Origin of the sequence: Brucella sp. TWI432 (genome assembly GCF_039674445.1) — a bacterium.
Classification (GTDB): domain Bacteria; phylum Pseudomonadota; class Alphaproteobacteria; order Rhizobiales; family Rhizobiaceae; genus Brucella; species Brucella chromiisoli.
The window spans coordinates 133893-149593 of record NZ_JBDJNL010000005.1 but is presented as its reverse complement, the minus strand read 5'-3'; the positions used below and the strand labels follow the sequence as shown (position 1 = coordinate 149593).

Genomic DNA, 15701 nt, shown 5'->3' with positions numbered 1-15701 from the left:
CCGGTCAGACGTTGAGCAGAAGGAACTCACGTTCCCACGGGCTGATGACTTCCATGAAAGTCTCGAACTCTGCGCGCTTGATTGCTGCATAAGTGGTGACGAACGAGTTTCCGAAAAGGTTGCGCAATTCCTGATCATTTTCAAAGAGTTGCACAGCTTCTATCAGACCGCGCGGCAGATCGATTTCCTTGGTGTTAACGCTTGTCGATGCAGGTTGATCAGCTTCGATTTTGTTCACCAAACCAATCAACCCGCACGCGAGCGATGCAGCGAGTGCCAGATAAGGGTTGGCATCAGATGAAGGAATGCGATTTTCGACGCGGCGGCTACCGGACTCGGAACGCGGTACACGGAAGGCCGTCGTGCGGTTGTCGTAACCCCATTTCACGTTAACCGGCGCCGATGCATCAGGCGTAAGGCGGCGATAAGAGTTAACATAGGGCGCGAACATCACGAGCGCGTTTGGTACATGATGTTGCATGCCGCCGATGAAGTGGCGGAAGGCTTCGCTTTCACTGCCATCTTCGTTGGAGAAGATGTTGCGTCCTGTTTTCTTGTCGACGATCGATTGATGGATATGCATCGCCGAACCCGGCTGGCCTTGAATAGGCTTGGCCATGAAGGTTGCATACATATCATGCTTAAGGGCGGCTTCGCGGATTGTGCGCTTGAACAAAAACACCTGATCGGCCAGCTCAACCGGATCGCCATGGCGCAGATTAATTTCAAGCTGTGCTGCACCTTCTTCGTGGATCAGTGTATCGATCTCAAGGCCCTGACCTTCGGAGAAATGATAGATGTCGTCGATCAGTTCATCAAACTCGTTGACGCCTGCAATTGAATAGCCCTGACCGCCACCAATAGCGCGGCCGGAGCGCCCCACCGGTGGCGTGAGCGGATAATCGGGGTCCGGGTTCTTACGTACCAGATAAAACTCGATTTCCGGTGCAACAACCGGCTTGAGGCCGCGCTTGTTATAGGCAGCAACGACAGAGCGCAGCACATTGCGCGGCGTGAATTCAACCGCGCGTCCATCCTGATAGACCAGGTCGCAGATGACCTGCGCTGTTGCATCCGTTTCCCATGGCACCGAGGAGAGTGTCGAGAGATCAGGCAAAAGCCTGAGATCACCATCATCTTCGGGATATTGAAAACCATGACCGTCTTCAGGATAATCCCCTGAAATGGTCGTCATGAACACAGCAGAAGGCAGAGCAAGCGACGTATTGGAAGTGAACTTCTTTGATGGCATCATCTTGCCACGCGCCACACCCGCCTGATCAGGGGTAATGCATTCGATGTCTTCAATGTCGCGCCATGCCAGCCACTCTGTGGCTTGCTTCCAGTTCTTCACGCCGCGAAGCGATTTGACATAAGCAGGCGTACGGCGACGCGGCGCACGCGTAACCTTCTTTTCCGTCGTATCAGCAGACATCCAACACCAAAAAATGATTTCGTATAGCATCATGATAGCTGGAGCATGATGCGTTGACAAATGAAGCTTTGAACAACAACAACATTAAATATGGGGAGTGATAAATGAGGGGGTATGCACAAACGTGTGGATTGCCATGTTTGCGTAATGTTGGCGCCATGTTTGAGAAAAGAATTCGCGAAAACATGTCTTGAGAGGTTTTCTGGATGCAAAGAACGATCAAAGCGGCTTTGGGAATGGCAGGAAGCGCTTTGTGTATGATGCTCGCCCTGCAAGGACAGGCATCGGCCAAAAACGAAAAACTCACCTGCATGATCATCCTTAATGCGAATAATGGCGACATCATCTCTAAAGAAGGCGACGTTTGCGATACGCGCAACAGCCCGGCATCAACCTTCAAAGTGCCATTGGCGTTGATGGGGTTTGAAAGCGGCATTCTCGAGGATGCACACACCCCCTCCTGGCCTTACAAGGAAGGTTATCCTGCGTGGCGTGAATCATGGAGGCAATCTGTCGATCCGACCTATTGGGAGGATCAGTCGGTTGTGTGGTTCTCACAAGAGCTGACGCGGAAGCTAGGAAAAGATAAATTTCAAAAATACACAGATCAACTCAATTACGGTAACCGTGACCTAAGTGGCGATCGGGGCAAGAATAACGGCCTTTTACGTTCTTGGATTTCCTCATCATTGCAAATATCACCCAATGAGCAGGCTGATTTTCTCATGAAGATGGTGAATTACAAGTTGCCGTTTTCTGAGGTTGCGATCACCAAAACCATGGAAATTTTACCAAGTCATCAGCTTTCAAACGGCTGGATGGTCCATGGTAAAACCGGCTCGGCCTTTGAAACAGGCCCTAAAGGCAAGCCAGATCGACGCCGTCAGTTCGGCTGGTATGTCGGATGGGCGGAGAAAGGCGATCAAAAGGTTGTATTCGTGCGTCTCAATAGAAATGTGCTGGCCAGAAAGGGCAGAATGGGTCCGGTGACGCGTGAAGAGCAATGGGCGATATTGGAAAAGACACTTCAATAATGCGAAATCCGCGCCGTCGCTGAGCATATGTAGTTTATTGTGCCCAATTTCGTCTTGTGAACGGCGAAAGAAAAAATCCGAATGAGTTGTGAAGCAGATTGCGTCTTTTGGACTGCATAGCAGCATCGAAGCATTTAGGCTTCACGCCTGCGCGATCCATTCGCGCGAAGCGGTGTGGGAATAGATTTCCCAAAACCGCCTAGCCAAAAAATGTCTGTTGACGCAAAAAAGAACCCGACTGGCAGAGCCAGCCGGGGAGGTCAGTTAAGCTAATCCAACATGAATGGACTGGTATATCAAGTTATAATCCGTTGTTTTTTGCTGATCACGGGTTTCGGGTAACGATAACCGGGATCAAGAGGTCGCCCCAGTTGCCATCTCCCGCATGATGTCGGGCAGAACGAACCAGCTCTACAGAAACACCGGCCTCGACTGCTTTCATAACCGACTGATTGAGACGGTGCAGGTCATTGGCAAGCATACGGATCGCGCTTTGCTGATCGGTGCTCATCGAGGTTGATTGCTCTTCTGCTCTTTCCTTAACGCGTGCAATCGAAGCCATTTTATGTTCCCTTCGTTGTTATTCCGCAGCCGGACGGAACTGCGCTGTTTCGGTGGATTCCTTCATGGCGGTGGTCGAAGACTGGCCGCCGGTGATTGCGAGCGATACGGCATCGAAATAGCCGGTGCCGACTTCGCGTTGGTGTTTGGTCGCGGTGTAGCCGTTGGCTTCGGCTGCAAATTCCGCCTGTTGCAGTTCGGAATAAGCCGCCATCTGACGATCTTTGTAACCACGCGCCAGTTCGAACATGCCGTAGTTGAGCTGATGGAAACCAGCCAGCGTAATGAACTGGAACTTGTATCCCATCGCACCCAGCTCGCGCTGGAACTTGGCAATTGTTGCATCGTCGAGGTTCTTCTTCCAGTTGAACGATGGCGAGCAGTTATAAGCCAGTTTCTTGCCCGGATGAGCCTTATGCACAGCCTCTGCAAAGCGCTTAGCCTGTTCGAGATCGGGCTTGGATGTTTCCATCCAGATCAGATCGCAATAGGGTGCGTAGGCAATGGCACGGGCGATGCATGGTTCAATGCCGCTTTTCACCTGATAGAAGCCTTCCGCCGTGCGGCCAGCATCGTAATCGACGAATGGCTTATCGCGCTCGTCAATATCCGAGGTCAGAAGCTTGGCGGCTTCTGCATCCGTGCGAGCGATGACCAACGTTGCCGTTCCCATGACATCGGCTGCAAGACGTGCCGCATTGAGGTTGCGGATATGGGCCGCAGTCGGGATCAGAACCTTGCCGCCAAGGTGGCCGCACTTCTTTTCAGAGGCCAGCTGGTCTTCATAATGCACGCCAGCAGCACCGGCTTCGATGAAGGCCTTCATGATCTCAAATGCATTCAGCGGTCCGCCGAAGCCTGCTTCCGCATCCGCAACAATTGGTGCAAACCAAGTATCAACCGACAGGCCTTTGCCTTCCGCAGTCTCAATCTGGTCGGCACGCTGCAATGTCTTGTTGATGCGCTTTGCCAGTTCAGGGGCAGCATTGGCCGGATAAAGCGACTGGTCGGGATACATGGCCGATGCCGTGTTTGCATCCGCTGCAACCTGCCAGCCGGACAGATAGATCGCCTTCAAACCAGCACGTACCATCTGCATGGCCTGATTGCCGGAGAGCGCGCCAAGCGCGTTGACGAAATCTTCCTCGTGGATCAGTTTCCACAGACGGTTTGCACCCATCTCGGCCAGCGAATACTTGATCTCCACCGAACCGCGCAGCCTTTTCACATCTTCGGCTGTATGTGCGCGCTCAATGCCGTCAAAGCGGCCTTTGGGTGCCGAAGGGATGAGGCTGTAAAAATCTGTCATTTCGGTGTCTCCTCACACTAGGATTAGGTTCTGGAAGAGCTGATTGTTGTCGCTCTTTCTGTGACCAGATTTACAACCCTATTGCTCGAACAGCTAGAAAAAGCAGTGAAACGGCTGAGAAATTGAGGTAATGCTGTCTGAAAATTGACTGAGGTCATTTGTAAATTTGTAAATCTTGTCAAAATCAAACTTTGCAGCTATTTTGTCATGAATTGTAAATTTCATCATTGCTCACTTGGGAGGCCTCATGAGCGAACGCAAGATCTTTGCTGGTCCACGCATCAGGCGCATCCGCAACGAACGCGGTCTGACGCAGACATCCATGGCCGAGGCGCTTGGTATTTCGCCGTCCTATCTCAATCTGATTGAGCGCAATCAGCGTCCGCTGACGGTGCAGCTCTTGTTGAAGCTTGCCAGTGTTTACAAGCTTGATCTCGACAGCCTTCAGGCTGAAAGCGGAACAACGGTTGCGGGCCTAAAGGAAGTATTTTCCGATCCACTGCTGACGGGAGAATTGCCGGGCGATCAGGAACTGGTGGAGATTGGCGAGGCGGCACCCAATGCCGCCACCGGCATCGTTAAACTCTACCGTGCATACCGCGAGCAACAGCAGCGCCTTTCTGATCTCTCGCAATTGCTTTCGCATGAAGGCAGTGATGCGCAGCTTTCCGCCACGCGTTTGCCGCTGGATGAAGTGCGTGATGTTATGGCGCGGCGGCCCAATCATTACCCGCGGATCGAGGAAGAGGCGGAAAGCTTTTATGGTTTGCTGAAACCTGATGGCGACTTGTCAGGTGCGTTGAAAGAATGGCTGCGGCGCGAGCATGGCATTACGGTGCGCACATTGCCCGTTGCAACCATGCCGAACTGGCGCAGACGTTATGACAGGCATTCGCAGCGGCTTTTCATATCGGAGCGATTGTCGCCTTTTGATCAGTTGCAGGAAATTGCCATGGAAGCAGCGCTGATCCGTATGCAAGTAATGATCGGCGCTGAAACAGAAGGGTTAAAGCTCTCGTCCAGTGAAGCAAAGCGCATCGCGCGTTTTGAACTGGCGCGTTATGCGGCACAGTCTTTGATGATGCCTTACCGGCAGTTTCGTGATGCTGCTGTGCGGGCGCGCTATGATATAGACGTGTTGCGTTCACGCTTTGGCGTGTCGTTTCAACAGGCGGCAAACCGACTGACAACGCTTCAGCGGCGGGATAATTCTGCTTTACCGTTTTTTCTGATGGAAATTGACCACGCAGGCAATCGCTTGCGCATGGCGGGTGCCGAAGGCTTTCCGGTGCGATTTGGCGGTCAGTGTCCGAAGCTTCCGGTCTATGCAGCATTCACACAGGCGGGGCAGGTGCTGGTGGAGCCAGCCGAATTGCCCGATGGTTCCAGTTTTCTGACGGTTGCGCGAACGCTTGAAGGACCGCAAGGTGCATTTAACGAGCGTCCGCGGCGCACGGCAATTCTCATCGGCTGCTCGCTCGATGCTGCTATAGAGACAGTTTACGGTACAAACAGTGCGCCTCGCACAGAAATAGGCCCCGCTTGCAGGCTTTGTGAACGGCAAGGCTGCATCACCCGTGCCGAGCCGCCGTTGACGCGTCCATTAGGGCTTGATGAAATGGTGGCGGGGCTATCTGCTTTCGATTTCCAGTAGAGCCGCGATATTTTGACTCCGACGGTCTGCAAATGGCGTGGTTCTGCGCTCCCGGTGCTCGTGTACCCGAAGTACACTCCGCTCCGGTTCTCGAACCTCACTATTTTCGCCGCGCCATAGTCAAAATCTCGTTGGCTCTCAGGCGTGGCATCGCAATTTTTATGTTTGTGTTGTCATCAGCCGGTTGACGAATGCTGCACAATCTAAAAAGGTAGAAAATGAAACAATTTACCCACCCTTAAGCTGTACCGGAAATTACGGTGCAGAATGGAGCACGCGATGAGGATGAAATCCTTTCTTCTGGCGACAACGATGGTCACGACCCTTGTGAGCGCCACCGTATTTCCCGCAAGCGCGCAGGAGCGGGTTGTCAATATTTATAACTGGTCGGATTATATCGACGATTCGATCCTCAAGGATTTTACCAAGGAAACGGGCATTAAGGTCGTTTACGACGTTTATGATTCCAATGAAATTCTTGAAACCAAGCTTCTTGCCGGTGGTAGCGGCTATGATCTTGTTGTGCCATCGGGTGAATTCCTTGGCCGTCAGATCCCGGCTGGTGTGTTCTTGAAGCTCGACAAGGACAAGCTGCCAAACCTCAAGAATATGTGGGATGAAATTTCGACCCGTGCCGCGACCTACGATCCGGGCAACGAATATTCCATAAACTACATGTGGGGCACGACCGGCATTGGCTATAACAAGGCCAAAATCAAGGAAATCCTTGGTACCGATACGATTGACTCTTGGGATGTGCTCTACAACCCGGAGATTTCGGCGAAGCTGAAAGACTGCGGTATTTATCTGCTGGATACATCAAGCGAAATGCTGCGCCCGGCTTTGAATTACCTTGGTCTTGATCCCAATTCCCCTTCACCGGAAGATATGGAAAAGGCGCAGGAGCTTTATCTCAAGATTCGTCCGAATATCCGCAAGTTCCATTCGTCGGAATATATCAACGCGCTGGCGAATGGCGACATCTGCATGGCTGTTGGTTATTCAGGTGACATCTTCCAGGCACGTGATCGTGCCGAGAAGGCAAATCAGGGCGTAGAGATCGGTTATTCGATCCCGAAGGAAGGCGCGCTGATGTGGTTTGACCAGATGGCAATCCCTGCTGACGCAAAACATGTACCTGAAGCGCTTGAATTCATGAATTATATCATGCGCCCGGAAGTTGCAGCGAAAGCATCCAATTTCGTATTCTATGCGAATGGTAACAAGGCTTCTCAGGCGTTCATCGATAAAGATATTCTCGATGATCCAGAAATCTATCCGAGCGAAGAGGTGTTGAAAAAATTGTTTGTGCCAACACCTTATGACCAGAAAACTCAGCGTTATGTTACGCGGGCCTGGACCAAGATCGTCACAGGTCAGTAACAGTTGGATAATAAGACGGTTTTGAACGTCTGATCGGGTTTGGTCCCGTCAAATTGTTAAGAGCGGCTCACTGTTCATACAGGAGGGCCGCTCTACGTCTTAATATAGTCGTTTAGTGGCAGGCTGTGCCTGTTAATGCAGGCCCTCGATTAAGTCGATAGGGGAACGGAATGGAATCTTTTGGCAGCTTTCGCCGCAAATTTGCACCCTGGAATGATCCGGCGGCGAAGCCTTTCATCTCTTTTGAGAATGTGACCAAGATTTTCGGCGATTTTACCGCGGTTGATGATCTGTCGCTCAATGTTTTCAATCGTGAGTTTTTCTCGCTCTTAGGTGCTTCCGGCTGCGGCAAGACCACATTGATGCGCATGTTGGCGGGTTTTGAGGAGCCGACATCGGGGCGCATTACGCTCGATGGTCAGGATTTGCGCGGCATTCCTCCCTATAAGCGACCGGTCAATATGATGTTTCAGTCCTATGCACTGTTCCCGCATATGACGGTAGAAAACAACATTGCTTTTGGGCTCAAGCAGGACGGCATGGCGAAATCGGAAATCGATGCGCGTGTCGCTGAAATGCTCAAACTTGTGAAGCTGGAAAAGTTTGGCAAGCGCAAGCCGCATCAGCTTTCTGGTGGTCAGCGCCAGCGCGTGGCGTTGGCGCGTGCTGTTGCCAAGCGTCCGAAAGTGCTGCTGCTGGATGAGCCGCTTGGTGCGCTCGACAAGAAGCTGCGCGAAGAAACCCAGTTCGAATTGATGGATTTACAGGTCAAGCTCGGTCTTACCTTTATGGTCGTCACCCATGATCAGGAAGAAGCCATGACCATGTCTGATCGTATCGCTGTCATGGATAAGGGTCGCATTATGCAGGTGGCAACACCGGCAGAAGTTTATGAGGCGCCGCGTTCAAAGTTTGTGGCCGACTTCATTGGGAATGTGAACATCATCGAAGGTGAAGTGGTCAAGGCCGCCAATGGTGAGGCTGAAATCGCCACGGAAAAATTTGGCTTTCATATCCACACTGAAACGCGCGAGCAGCTCAATGCCGGTCAGAAGGTTTGGTATGCGGTGCGTCCTGAAAAGACACGCATTACCCGCGAAAAGCCGGAAGAGACCGCTGTCAACGCGGTTGAGGGTGAGCTTTGGGATATTGCCTATTTTGGCGATATGACGGTTTTCCACGTCCGCCTCGACAATGGTCGCACCATCAAGGCTGCAAGCCTGAATGCTGTGCGCAAGACGGAAAATCCGCTGACCTATGATGAGCGCGTATGGGTTTCGTTTGATACCGATGCCGGTCTGGTGCTGACGGCCTGAGGAGGGGAAGCACATGCAAAAGCTGATCGCTTCCATAACCAGTCGCCTCGTGATCGCAGTCCCTTATCTGTGGCTGCTGATCTTCTTTCTGGTTCCGTTTTTTATTGTCTTCAAGATTTCGCTTTCCGAAGTCACGATGGCAATACCGCCTTATCAGCCAGTTATTGATTTGACGCAGGGCTTTGGTCTTGCATGGGAGCGCGTGAAGCAGCTTTCTATCGATAACTATCTCTGGCTGATGGATGATCCGCTTTATTATATGGCGTATCTTTCCAGCGTGCGGATTGCGGCAATCTCGACATTTCTGACATTGCTTGTCGCTTATCCGATGGCTTATGGCATGGCGCGGGCACCGCAAAGTCTGCGACCGACATTGCTTATGCTGGTCATCCTGCCGTTCTGGACATCGTTCCTGATCCGCGTTTATGCGTGGATTGGCATCCTCAAGCCGGAAGGTCTGCTCAACCAGTTTTTGATGTGGCTGAATATCATCGATACGCCACTCAACATTCTGAACACGGAAACGGCAATCTTCATTGGTATCGTTTATTCTTATCTGCCGTTCATGATTCTGCCGATTTATTCGTCACTCGAAAAAATGGATTATTCGCTGATCGAAGCGGCGCAGGATCTCGGCTGTACTGCATTTTCAGCTTTCTGGAAGATCACCTTTCCACTATCGCTTGCAGGCGTCGTGGCGGGGTGTTTCCTTGTATTCATTCCGGCTGTTGGTGAATTCGTGATCCCCGATCTTCTTGGCGGATCGCAGACGCTGATGATCGGTAAGACAATCTGGAGTGAGTTCTTCTCCAATCGCGACTGGCCGGTATCTTCGGCTGTGGCCGTGGTTCTGTTGCTCCTGCTTATCGTGCCGATCGTGATTTTCCAGCAGGTGCAGGCGCGCCAGCAGGAGAAGGGGAAATAACATGCAAAACAATTGGTCACGTTTTAATATTGTCTCGGTGTCGCTTGGCTTTGCTTTTCTTTATTTGCCGATTGTTCTGCTGGTCATCTATTCGTTCAACGAATCCCGCCTCGTCACTGTCTGGGCGGGCTTCTCGACCAAATGGTATGTGGAGCTGTTTCGCAATCAGGCGCTGATGGATGCGGCATGGGTGACGATCCGCGTCGGGCTTTTGTCTGCGACGATTGCAACCGTGCTTGGAACGCTGGCCGCACTTGCACTCACGCGCTACACGCGGTTTCGCGGGCGAATTCTGTTCTCGGGCATGGTCTACGCGCCGCTGGTCATGCCGGATGTCATCACCGGCCTTTCGCTGTTACTTTTGTTCGTGGCGATGAATTTTGACCGTGGTTTCTGGACGGTTACGCTTGCGCATATCACCTTCTCGATGTGCTTTGTGGCCGTTGTCGTGCAGTCGCGTCTGGTGAGTTTTGATCGGTCGCTCGAAGAAGCGGCAATGGATCTTGGCGCGCCACCCGTGACAACATTCATGAAAATCACATTGCCAGTTATTCTGCCTGCCGTTGTTTCCGGCTGGATGCTGGCTTTCACCCTTTCACTCGATGATCTGGTGATTGCAAGCTTCACCTCTGGTCCGGGTGCAACCACACTGCCGATGAAGATTTACTCTCAGGTGCGGCTTGGTGTGACACCGGAAATCAACGCGGTCTGCACCATCCTGATTGCACTGGTGGCGACGGGCGTGATCATTGCTTCGGTCGTCAACAAGCGTCGCGAAGTGCAGCGTCGCCGTGACGAGCAAGCCGCATTCCGTATGGGATGATGATCATAAGGACAGGGGCTTACTGCCCCGTTCCGCTTCCTGTCGATGATGGGGAGATAAAGGGCCGATCCCAGGAGCCGCCAACAAAGAAATGCAGCGGTGGCTTGGCGGGCGTGGTTTCGGCAAGTTGTCCATCCGTATTCTGCGGCTGCGGCTGGTTATCGGGGAAGATGACTTCGCCGCTTAATGCCAGACTGCGGTCAACAAATGGAACAATACCAGCCAGATTGAGCGTGCCATCATTCGTGGCAAGACGCGCATTCTCCAGCGTTGCCACGCCATCGGAAAGATTTGCCTTGAGGTCGAGGCGATTGAAGGCAAGAGAGACGTTTTCCTGCCGTTCAAGCGCAAAGAAACCTTGGCTCTGCGCTTTTGTCAAAAAATCCTGAACCGAAAAGCCTTGCATTTGCCCGTTGTTAAGCTGAACGGAGACATTGCCCTGCGCGCTGTTCAGAAGCGCTGACCAACGGTTGGCTGGCGCTTTCATAAACAGTGAAACATTGCCCTTGCCATTGACGAATGGCTTGTCAAAGCCGAGCGCTGCAAAAAGCTGCGAGCTGTCAATGTCGGATGCGTTGAACCGCAATTCACCACTGGCGGTCTTCAGGTCGCGAACAATCTGCAGATTGGCCTGAATAATGCCGTTAAAGGCTTTGGCGTCACCAATATCGAACATCGCGCGACCGCCTCTGATCTGTACGGCCGCTGCAACGCTGGTTAATGATACCGGACCTGCGGTGGCGGCTTGCGCCGAAAGACGCAGGTCAAGCTCAGCCCGGTCGATGAAGCTCGTATTGATATTGTCCTGCTCGCTTTGATTCCGTTCGCTCGGAGAGCGAGGCTGATTGACGGGCAGCGGCACGAAGATGGAGAATAACCGTCGCAGATCAAGCTTATCGAAGGCGAGGGTGCCGGTAACCGCAGGCGTGTCCTGCTCAAAGCCAATTTCAATCACACCCTTGGCCGGGCTTTCATCCGTTGTCATTTCGACATTATCGAATTTCAGCCGCTTCGGCGTTGATGTAATGGTTGAATCAAGGGAAAAAGCCCCGATTTCGGTGCTGCCGGCGACGGGTGGCAGGCCGAGCCAGCGAACACTGTTGCTGAGCGAGGGCGTTTTTGCACTCAACGCGCCCTCAAAGAAGCGATCATTGGAAATATTGGCCTTACCCTCAAAGGTAATATTGAGGGGTGTGGATGTGAAGCTTGCGTTCACGTCAGAGGTGCCACCGGCAAGAAGCGACAATGCTTGACCGGCGGTGACATTGAATTGGGTGGCCTCGCCCCGCCATTGCGCACTGCCGCGCAAGGTTGCCGCACTTGATGTTCGCGGCCATTCAAGCGTGGCGTTCAACTTTGTAATCTGCTGCTCTTCCTTCGAAGCCTCCTGCTCGTCGGGATGATTAAATGAGACCGTACCATCACGGATCACAACGCGGCCAAAAGGTTGCGATGCCTGTTGCGCGGCAAGCGCTTTGTCATTGGCGCCGTTTTGCTGCAAAGCGCGTTGCGCGCGGATGGCCGTGCCGAGGCGCCCGCTGGAATTAGCAATCGCATCAAGCAGACCGGAAAAATTATCGACCGGTCCGCCAATATTGAAATGCGGCCTTACAATCTGCGTTTCAGAGAAAGACAAACGCCCCATAAGTGCATCGAGTGGGGAAAGTTCAACTTCAATCCGGTTGGCACTCATGAAGGGCTTGGAACCCTGATCTGAAACCTTACTCAGTGTGACACCATCAAGTGAAGCGCGTAACACCGGAAATACCCGCAAACGCGGTGCTTCACGCAGCTCGACGCTATAGCCGGTCCAGGCACTGATTTCCTGGGCAACGCGAATACGGATTGCATCTGTGGAAACGATAAAAGGAACGATTGCGAGCAACGTTGCTGCTGCTGCCGCACCAAGAATGATGAGCGCAATAATAAGGCGCGTAAATCTGGGCCAGCGCATCAACCATCCTATCAGTGACATATAATCCGTAATCTATCTCAGCATTATAGCAAAGCATAGCCACCTATGCTGATTCCAACATATGGTTAGTTCATCAATGCAAAAACCGGTAATGATTTTTGACAGCTGGAATCATAGATTTAGGGATTTAATCTGCCAGAACGCGTGTTGGCGGAAAGATGATTTCGACAACTGTGCCCTGACCCGGTGTCGAATCGATTGCAAATTGTGCGCGATTGGCCTCAACCATCGCCTTTGTCAGCGGCAGTCCGAGGCCTGTGCCTTCGTTGCGCCAGTCCTTCGCATTTTCTGCCTGCCTACGTTGCATGGCATTGACCTGACGGAAAGGTTTGAGTGCCTGCTGAACTTCCGCTTTTGTCATGCCAACGCCTGTATCGCGCACGCGCATAACGACATCGCCGTTCAATTCGTAATTTGTTGAGACGATGACCTGTCCGCCGGTTGATGTGAAGCGAACTGCGTTGGAAAGCAGGTTGAGCGCGACCTGTTTGATCGAGCGTGCGTCTGCGACAATATCCGGCAGGTTCGACTGGAAGCTCGAGCGGATAATCACGCGCTCACGATTGGCCTGCGGCTGCATCAACGCGATGGCCTCGCCAATCGCGTCATTGAGCGAAACCGCTTCAAACTGCATATCCAGACCACCCGCTTCGATCTTGGATATATCGAGCAGATCATTGACCAGCGCCAGCACATGGTTGCCGGAACGATTGATATCCCGCAGATAATCGCGATAGCGGTCATTGCCGACAGGTCCGAATTTCTCATCCGCCATCAGCTCCGAAAAACCGATGATCGCATTGAGCGGCGTGCGGATTTCGTGGCTGATACGGGCCAGAAACTCGGTCTTCTGGCTGGATGCACGCTCGGCTTCCTTGCGTGCTTTGGTCAGTTCTTCTTCAGTGCGCTTCCATTGTGTGATGTCACGAAGAACGGCGCAGTAACCGCTTGTGTGCGGTAGTTTGCCGATGGTCATATACAGCGGAATAAAGCCGCCTTGCGCTTCCCTGCCGATCACTTCGCGGCCGTCATTGAGCACACTGAGAACACCGTTGTCAGAAAGCCCGTGCAGATAATCCATCGCAGCACGCTGGCTTTCAATGGCAAAAAGCATTGAGAAGAATTTGCCTTCTGTATCTTTATGATCATAACCAAAAAGCGCAGCTGCTGAATGGTTCATCGAACGAATGCGGCCTTCCGGCTCAATGAGCACAACGCCGTCAGTGGCTGTGTCGAGGATGATCTTGAGTTCTTCCACATTGGCTTGAAGCGCTTGCTTCTCAGCGAGATCGGCGCTTGACGTTTCTGCTGGCCCGGTCACCTCTGCAAGAGTTGGAGCTACAGGCATCAGGCTCAGCATGAGCGCACGACCATCACGCCAGCCAATGGCGTTGAGATGAGCCTCTACGGGCTGTTCGCTGCCATCCGCACGTCGCAGAACCATGCCCTGGGAATTTCCGCCATCTTCGTTGTCGCTGTTGAACAAAGCTTCCACACCACCGGCATGATGAATGTCTTGCAGCGTTGCATAGCCTGTCAGGTCAAGAAGTGCCTGATTAACATAATGAATTCCGTCGCCGGAATGAATGATGACCGGGATAGGCAGATTGGCGAGAAGCGTTGTTTCGTCGGAAGCATGCTTCTGTTCGGTCTTGGCGGCATGCTGCGTCTCGTCCGCTGGTTTGGGATTTTCAGACACAAGCGCTACAACCGCTGAATGCTCCGCCGCAGGCTGCTCGCCGTCTTGCCTGGAATTGGCCAGTCCCTGCTTGCGCAAACGATCTGCAATCTCGCGAAATGCGCTGCGTTCCGTAGCAGTCAGCCCGCCCTCTGGGCGCTGTTCCTTGTTTTTGCTGTGCTTTGCCTGATCCGCTTCTACTTTTCCGCGTGCGGCAGCATTGAGCAGCTCAATGATCTTATCTGACTCGCGGCGCCCCGCGTTCGGTGTCAGCTCAAATGGCAACGTTGGCGAGGCAGGGGTCGGATGCACGGCTCCGATTCGATCATCATTGGCAACTTCCTCTGAAAGCGCCAATATATCGTCTTCATCATCCGCGTTCAGCATATCCTGTATCGTCGGCGCGGCGTCCCGTTTCTGCGGAACGCCACCAGCAAGCACCAGACCGATTGCCTCTGGATCCTCTTCCGCATCTTCCGGGCGCACAAGGCCAAACCCACGGAAGCCAATGAATTCGCGGTCGCGCGAATATACGGGCAGGGCTGCAAGCTCTACCGGTACACGCAGCTGCGTTCCTTCAACAGGCCAGAGCAGTTTCTTGCCAGACCACGTGTCTCGCTTTTGCAGCAGTGACGCGATGCTGCCATCCGTATCAAAGCCGAAAACCTTTGCTACCTCCGAAAAGCGTCTGCCAATGACGTCTGCCGCATTCGGCCCAATGATGACGCCAAGCTCCGGCGAAACCTCGGTAAATGAACCTGCTGCATCTGTTTTCCAGATGAACCGGGCAGGCGCGCCTTTTTCATCGAATGCAAAGCTTTTGGGCTCTACTTTCTTTTCCACAGCGGCATCGGCTGTTGGAGCTCTCTGTTTATCGCTTGTTTTGGCAACCGCTTCCCCGACGATGCATACCAGATGCAGGGCAGGATGATCGGAAAGCCGGGCAATCGCACCGGGTACCGAGTGTTTGCCCGCACGAATGCGGCGTTTCACGACACGGTCGCTGGCGTCGCCTGCTTCAATGATAAGGTCTTCAAGGGTTGAGACAGAAATATCCAGCGTAGAAAAACCTGGGCTTGCGGCGATGATTTTTGCGTCTCCCTCAATGAGGGCGACATGGGTTTCTTCATCACTGATGCCAGAAATAATCGTTTCGGGCGAAGCATTGTGGTTTTCGACTGTGAGCAGCGTGGCTTTTACACCATCTGGCATTGTCAGTTGTGAAACCTGAAGACGGGTGAGTTCGGAGCGCATGCCTGAGCGAAGGCGTACTGCAACAATATGCGGTTCGCCGTCTTTAGGGCTGCTGGAGCCTGAGATCTGGCGACGGGTTGCGACGGGTAGTTCGAGCTTGCCGCCTATAATGTCTTCGATATGTTCAAAACCGAATAGCTTGGCGCCGGGGCCATTGATCCACAGAACAGTCGACAGGTCGTGCGTCAGCACGAGCTGCGCATCGCCTTTTATAAAGCCTTCGCGGATTTGATCCAGCGCAGCAATATTGATGAAGGGGTATGATCCTGACATACCGGTCCTTTACCTGTTCTTCCGACCACCCAAAGTGCTCTTTAATTATATGTTAATAAGCTGCTTGCGGGTTCGGGTCTA

11 protein-coding genes are annotated in these 15701 nt (G+C 52.7%); 6 read left to right on the top strand and 5 right to left on the bottom strand.

Annotation, left to right across the window (positions count from 1 at the left end; genetic code table 11):
• Positions 1–4: 4 nt before the first annotated feature.
• Positions 5–1435: a glutamine synthetase family protein gene (locus tag ABE527_RS10420; protein ID WP_499693793.1), complete on the bottom strand. Its 1431-nt coding sequence runs from the start codon at positions 1433–1435 to the stop codon at positions 5–7.
• Positions 1436–1641: 206 nt separating this feature from the next.
• Here ABE527_RS10420 and blaOXA point away from each other — a divergent pair, with 206 nt between their 5' ends.
• Positions 1642–2469, top strand: a complete 828-nt coding sequence (gene blaOXA, locus ABE527_RS10415; protein ID WP_499696883.1) for a class D beta-lactamase — start codon at positions 1642–1644, stop codon at positions 2467–2469.
• A 325-nt stretch (positions 2470–2794) separates the two neighbouring features.
• Here the strand turns inward: blaOXA and ABE527_RS10410 are convergent, their stop codons facing one another.
• Both ABE527_RS10410 and aceA read right to left on the bottom strand, forming a co-directional pair.
• A complete protein-coding gene (locus ABE527_RS10410) occupies positions 2795–3031 on the bottom strand; it encodes an SMc00767 family acetate metabolism repressor (RefSeq protein WP_265984401.1) in 237 nt (78 codons plus the stop codon).
• Positions 3032–3049: 18 nt separating this feature from the next.
• A complete protein-coding gene (aceA, locus tag ABE527_RS10405; RefSeq protein ID WP_499693795.1) occupies positions 3050–4339 on the bottom strand; it encodes an isocitrate lyase in 1290 nt (429 codons plus the stop codon).
• Positions 4340–4586: 247 nt separating this feature from the next.
• Here aceA and ABE527_RS10400 point away from each other — a divergent pair, with 247 nt between their 5' ends.
• The 5 genes from ABE527_RS10400 (at position 4587) to ABE527_RS10380 (ending at position 10440) form a co-directional block, all read left to right on the top strand.
• Positions 4587–5993, top strand: a complete 1407-nt coding sequence (locus ABE527_RS10400; protein ID WP_499696882.1) for a helix-turn-helix domain-containing protein — start codon at positions 4587–4589, stop codon at positions 5991–5993.
• A 279-nt stretch (positions 5994–6272) separates the two neighbouring features.
• On the top strand, positions 6273–7376 hold the full coding sequence (locus ABE527_RS10395; protein WP_265984397.1) for a polyamine ABC transporter substrate-binding protein: 1104 nt from the start codon (positions 6273–6275) through the stop codon (positions 7374–7376).
• A 170-nt stretch (positions 7377–7546) separates the two neighbouring features.
• Entirely contained in the window at positions 7547–8692 is a 1146-nt protein-coding gene (locus tag ABE527_RS10390) for an ABC transporter ATP-binding protein (protein WP_499696881.1), read from the top strand.
• 13 nt (positions 8693–8705) lie between these two features.
• A complete protein-coding gene (locus ABE527_RS10385) occupies positions 8706–9617 on the top strand; it encodes an ABC transporter permease subunit (protein WP_396998294.1) in 912 nt (303 codons plus the stop codon).
• Position 9618: 1 nt separating this feature from the next.
• A complete protein-coding gene (locus ABE527_RS10380; RefSeq protein WP_265984394.1) occupies positions 9619–10440 on the top strand; it encodes an ABC transporter permease in 822 nt (273 codons plus the stop codon).
• A 19-nt stretch (positions 10441–10459) separates the two neighbouring features.
• Here ABE527_RS10380 and ABE527_RS10375 read toward each other — a convergent pair whose 3' ends face one another.
• Together ABE527_RS10375 and ABE527_RS10370 are read right to left on the bottom strand one after the other, a co-directional pair.
• On the bottom strand, positions 10460–12394 hold the full coding sequence (locus ABE527_RS10375; RefSeq protein ID WP_265984393.1) for an AsmA family protein: 1935 nt from the start codon (positions 12392–12394) through the stop codon (positions 10460–10462).
• Positions 12395–12542: 148 nt separating this feature from the next.
• Positions 12543–15620: a PAS domain S-box protein gene (locus ABE527_RS10370; RefSeq protein ID WP_499696880.1), complete on the bottom strand. Its 3078-nt coding sequence runs from the start codon at positions 15618–15620 to the stop codon at positions 12543–12545.
• Positions 15621–15701 lie beyond the last annotated feature (81 nt).

Bases quoted from the DNA above. Each gene is read 5' to 3' on its own strand.
- ABE527_RS10420 (WP_499693793.1), bottom strand. From the start codon at position 1,435: ATGTCTGCTGATACGACGGAAAAGAAGGTTACGCGTGCGCCGCGTCGC.
- blaOXA (WP_499696883.1), top strand. From the start codon at position 1,642: ATGCAAAGAACGATCAAAGCGGCTTTGGGAATGGCAGGAAGCGCTTTG.
- ABE527_RS10410 (WP_265984401.1), bottom strand. From the start codon at position 3,031: ATGGCTTCGATTGCACGCGTTAAGGAAAGAGCAGAAGAGCAATCAACC.
- aceA (WP_499693795.1), bottom strand. From the start codon at position 4,339: ATGACAGATTTTTACAGCCTCATCCCTTCGGCACCCAAAGGCCGCTTT.
- ABE527_RS10400 (WP_499696882.1), top strand. From the start codon at position 4,587: ATGAGCGAACGCAAGATCTTTGCTGGTCCACGCATCAGGCGCATCCGC.
- ABE527_RS10395 (WP_265984397.1), top strand. From the start codon at position 6,273: ATGAGGATGAAATCCTTTCTTCTGGCGACAACGATGGTCACGACCCTT.
- ABE527_RS10390 (WP_499696881.1), top strand. From the start codon at position 7,547: ATGGAATCTTTTGGCAGCTTTCGCCGCAAATTTGCACCCTGGAATGAT.
- ABE527_RS10385 (WP_396998294.1), top strand. From the start codon at position 8,706: ATGCAAAAGCTGATCGCTTCCATAACCAGTCGCCTCGTGATCGCAGTC.
- ABE527_RS10380 (WP_265984394.1), top strand. From the start codon at position 9,619: ATGCAAAACAATTGGTCACGTTTTAATATTGTCTCGGTGTCGCTTGGC.
- ABE527_RS10375 (WP_265984393.1), bottom strand. From the start codon at position 12,394: ATGCGCTGGCCCAGATTTACGCGCCTTATTATTGCGCTCATCATTCTT.
- ABE527_RS10370 (WP_499696880.1), bottom strand. From the start codon at position 15,620: ATGTCAGGATCATACCCCTTCATCAATATTGCTGCGCTGGATCAAATC.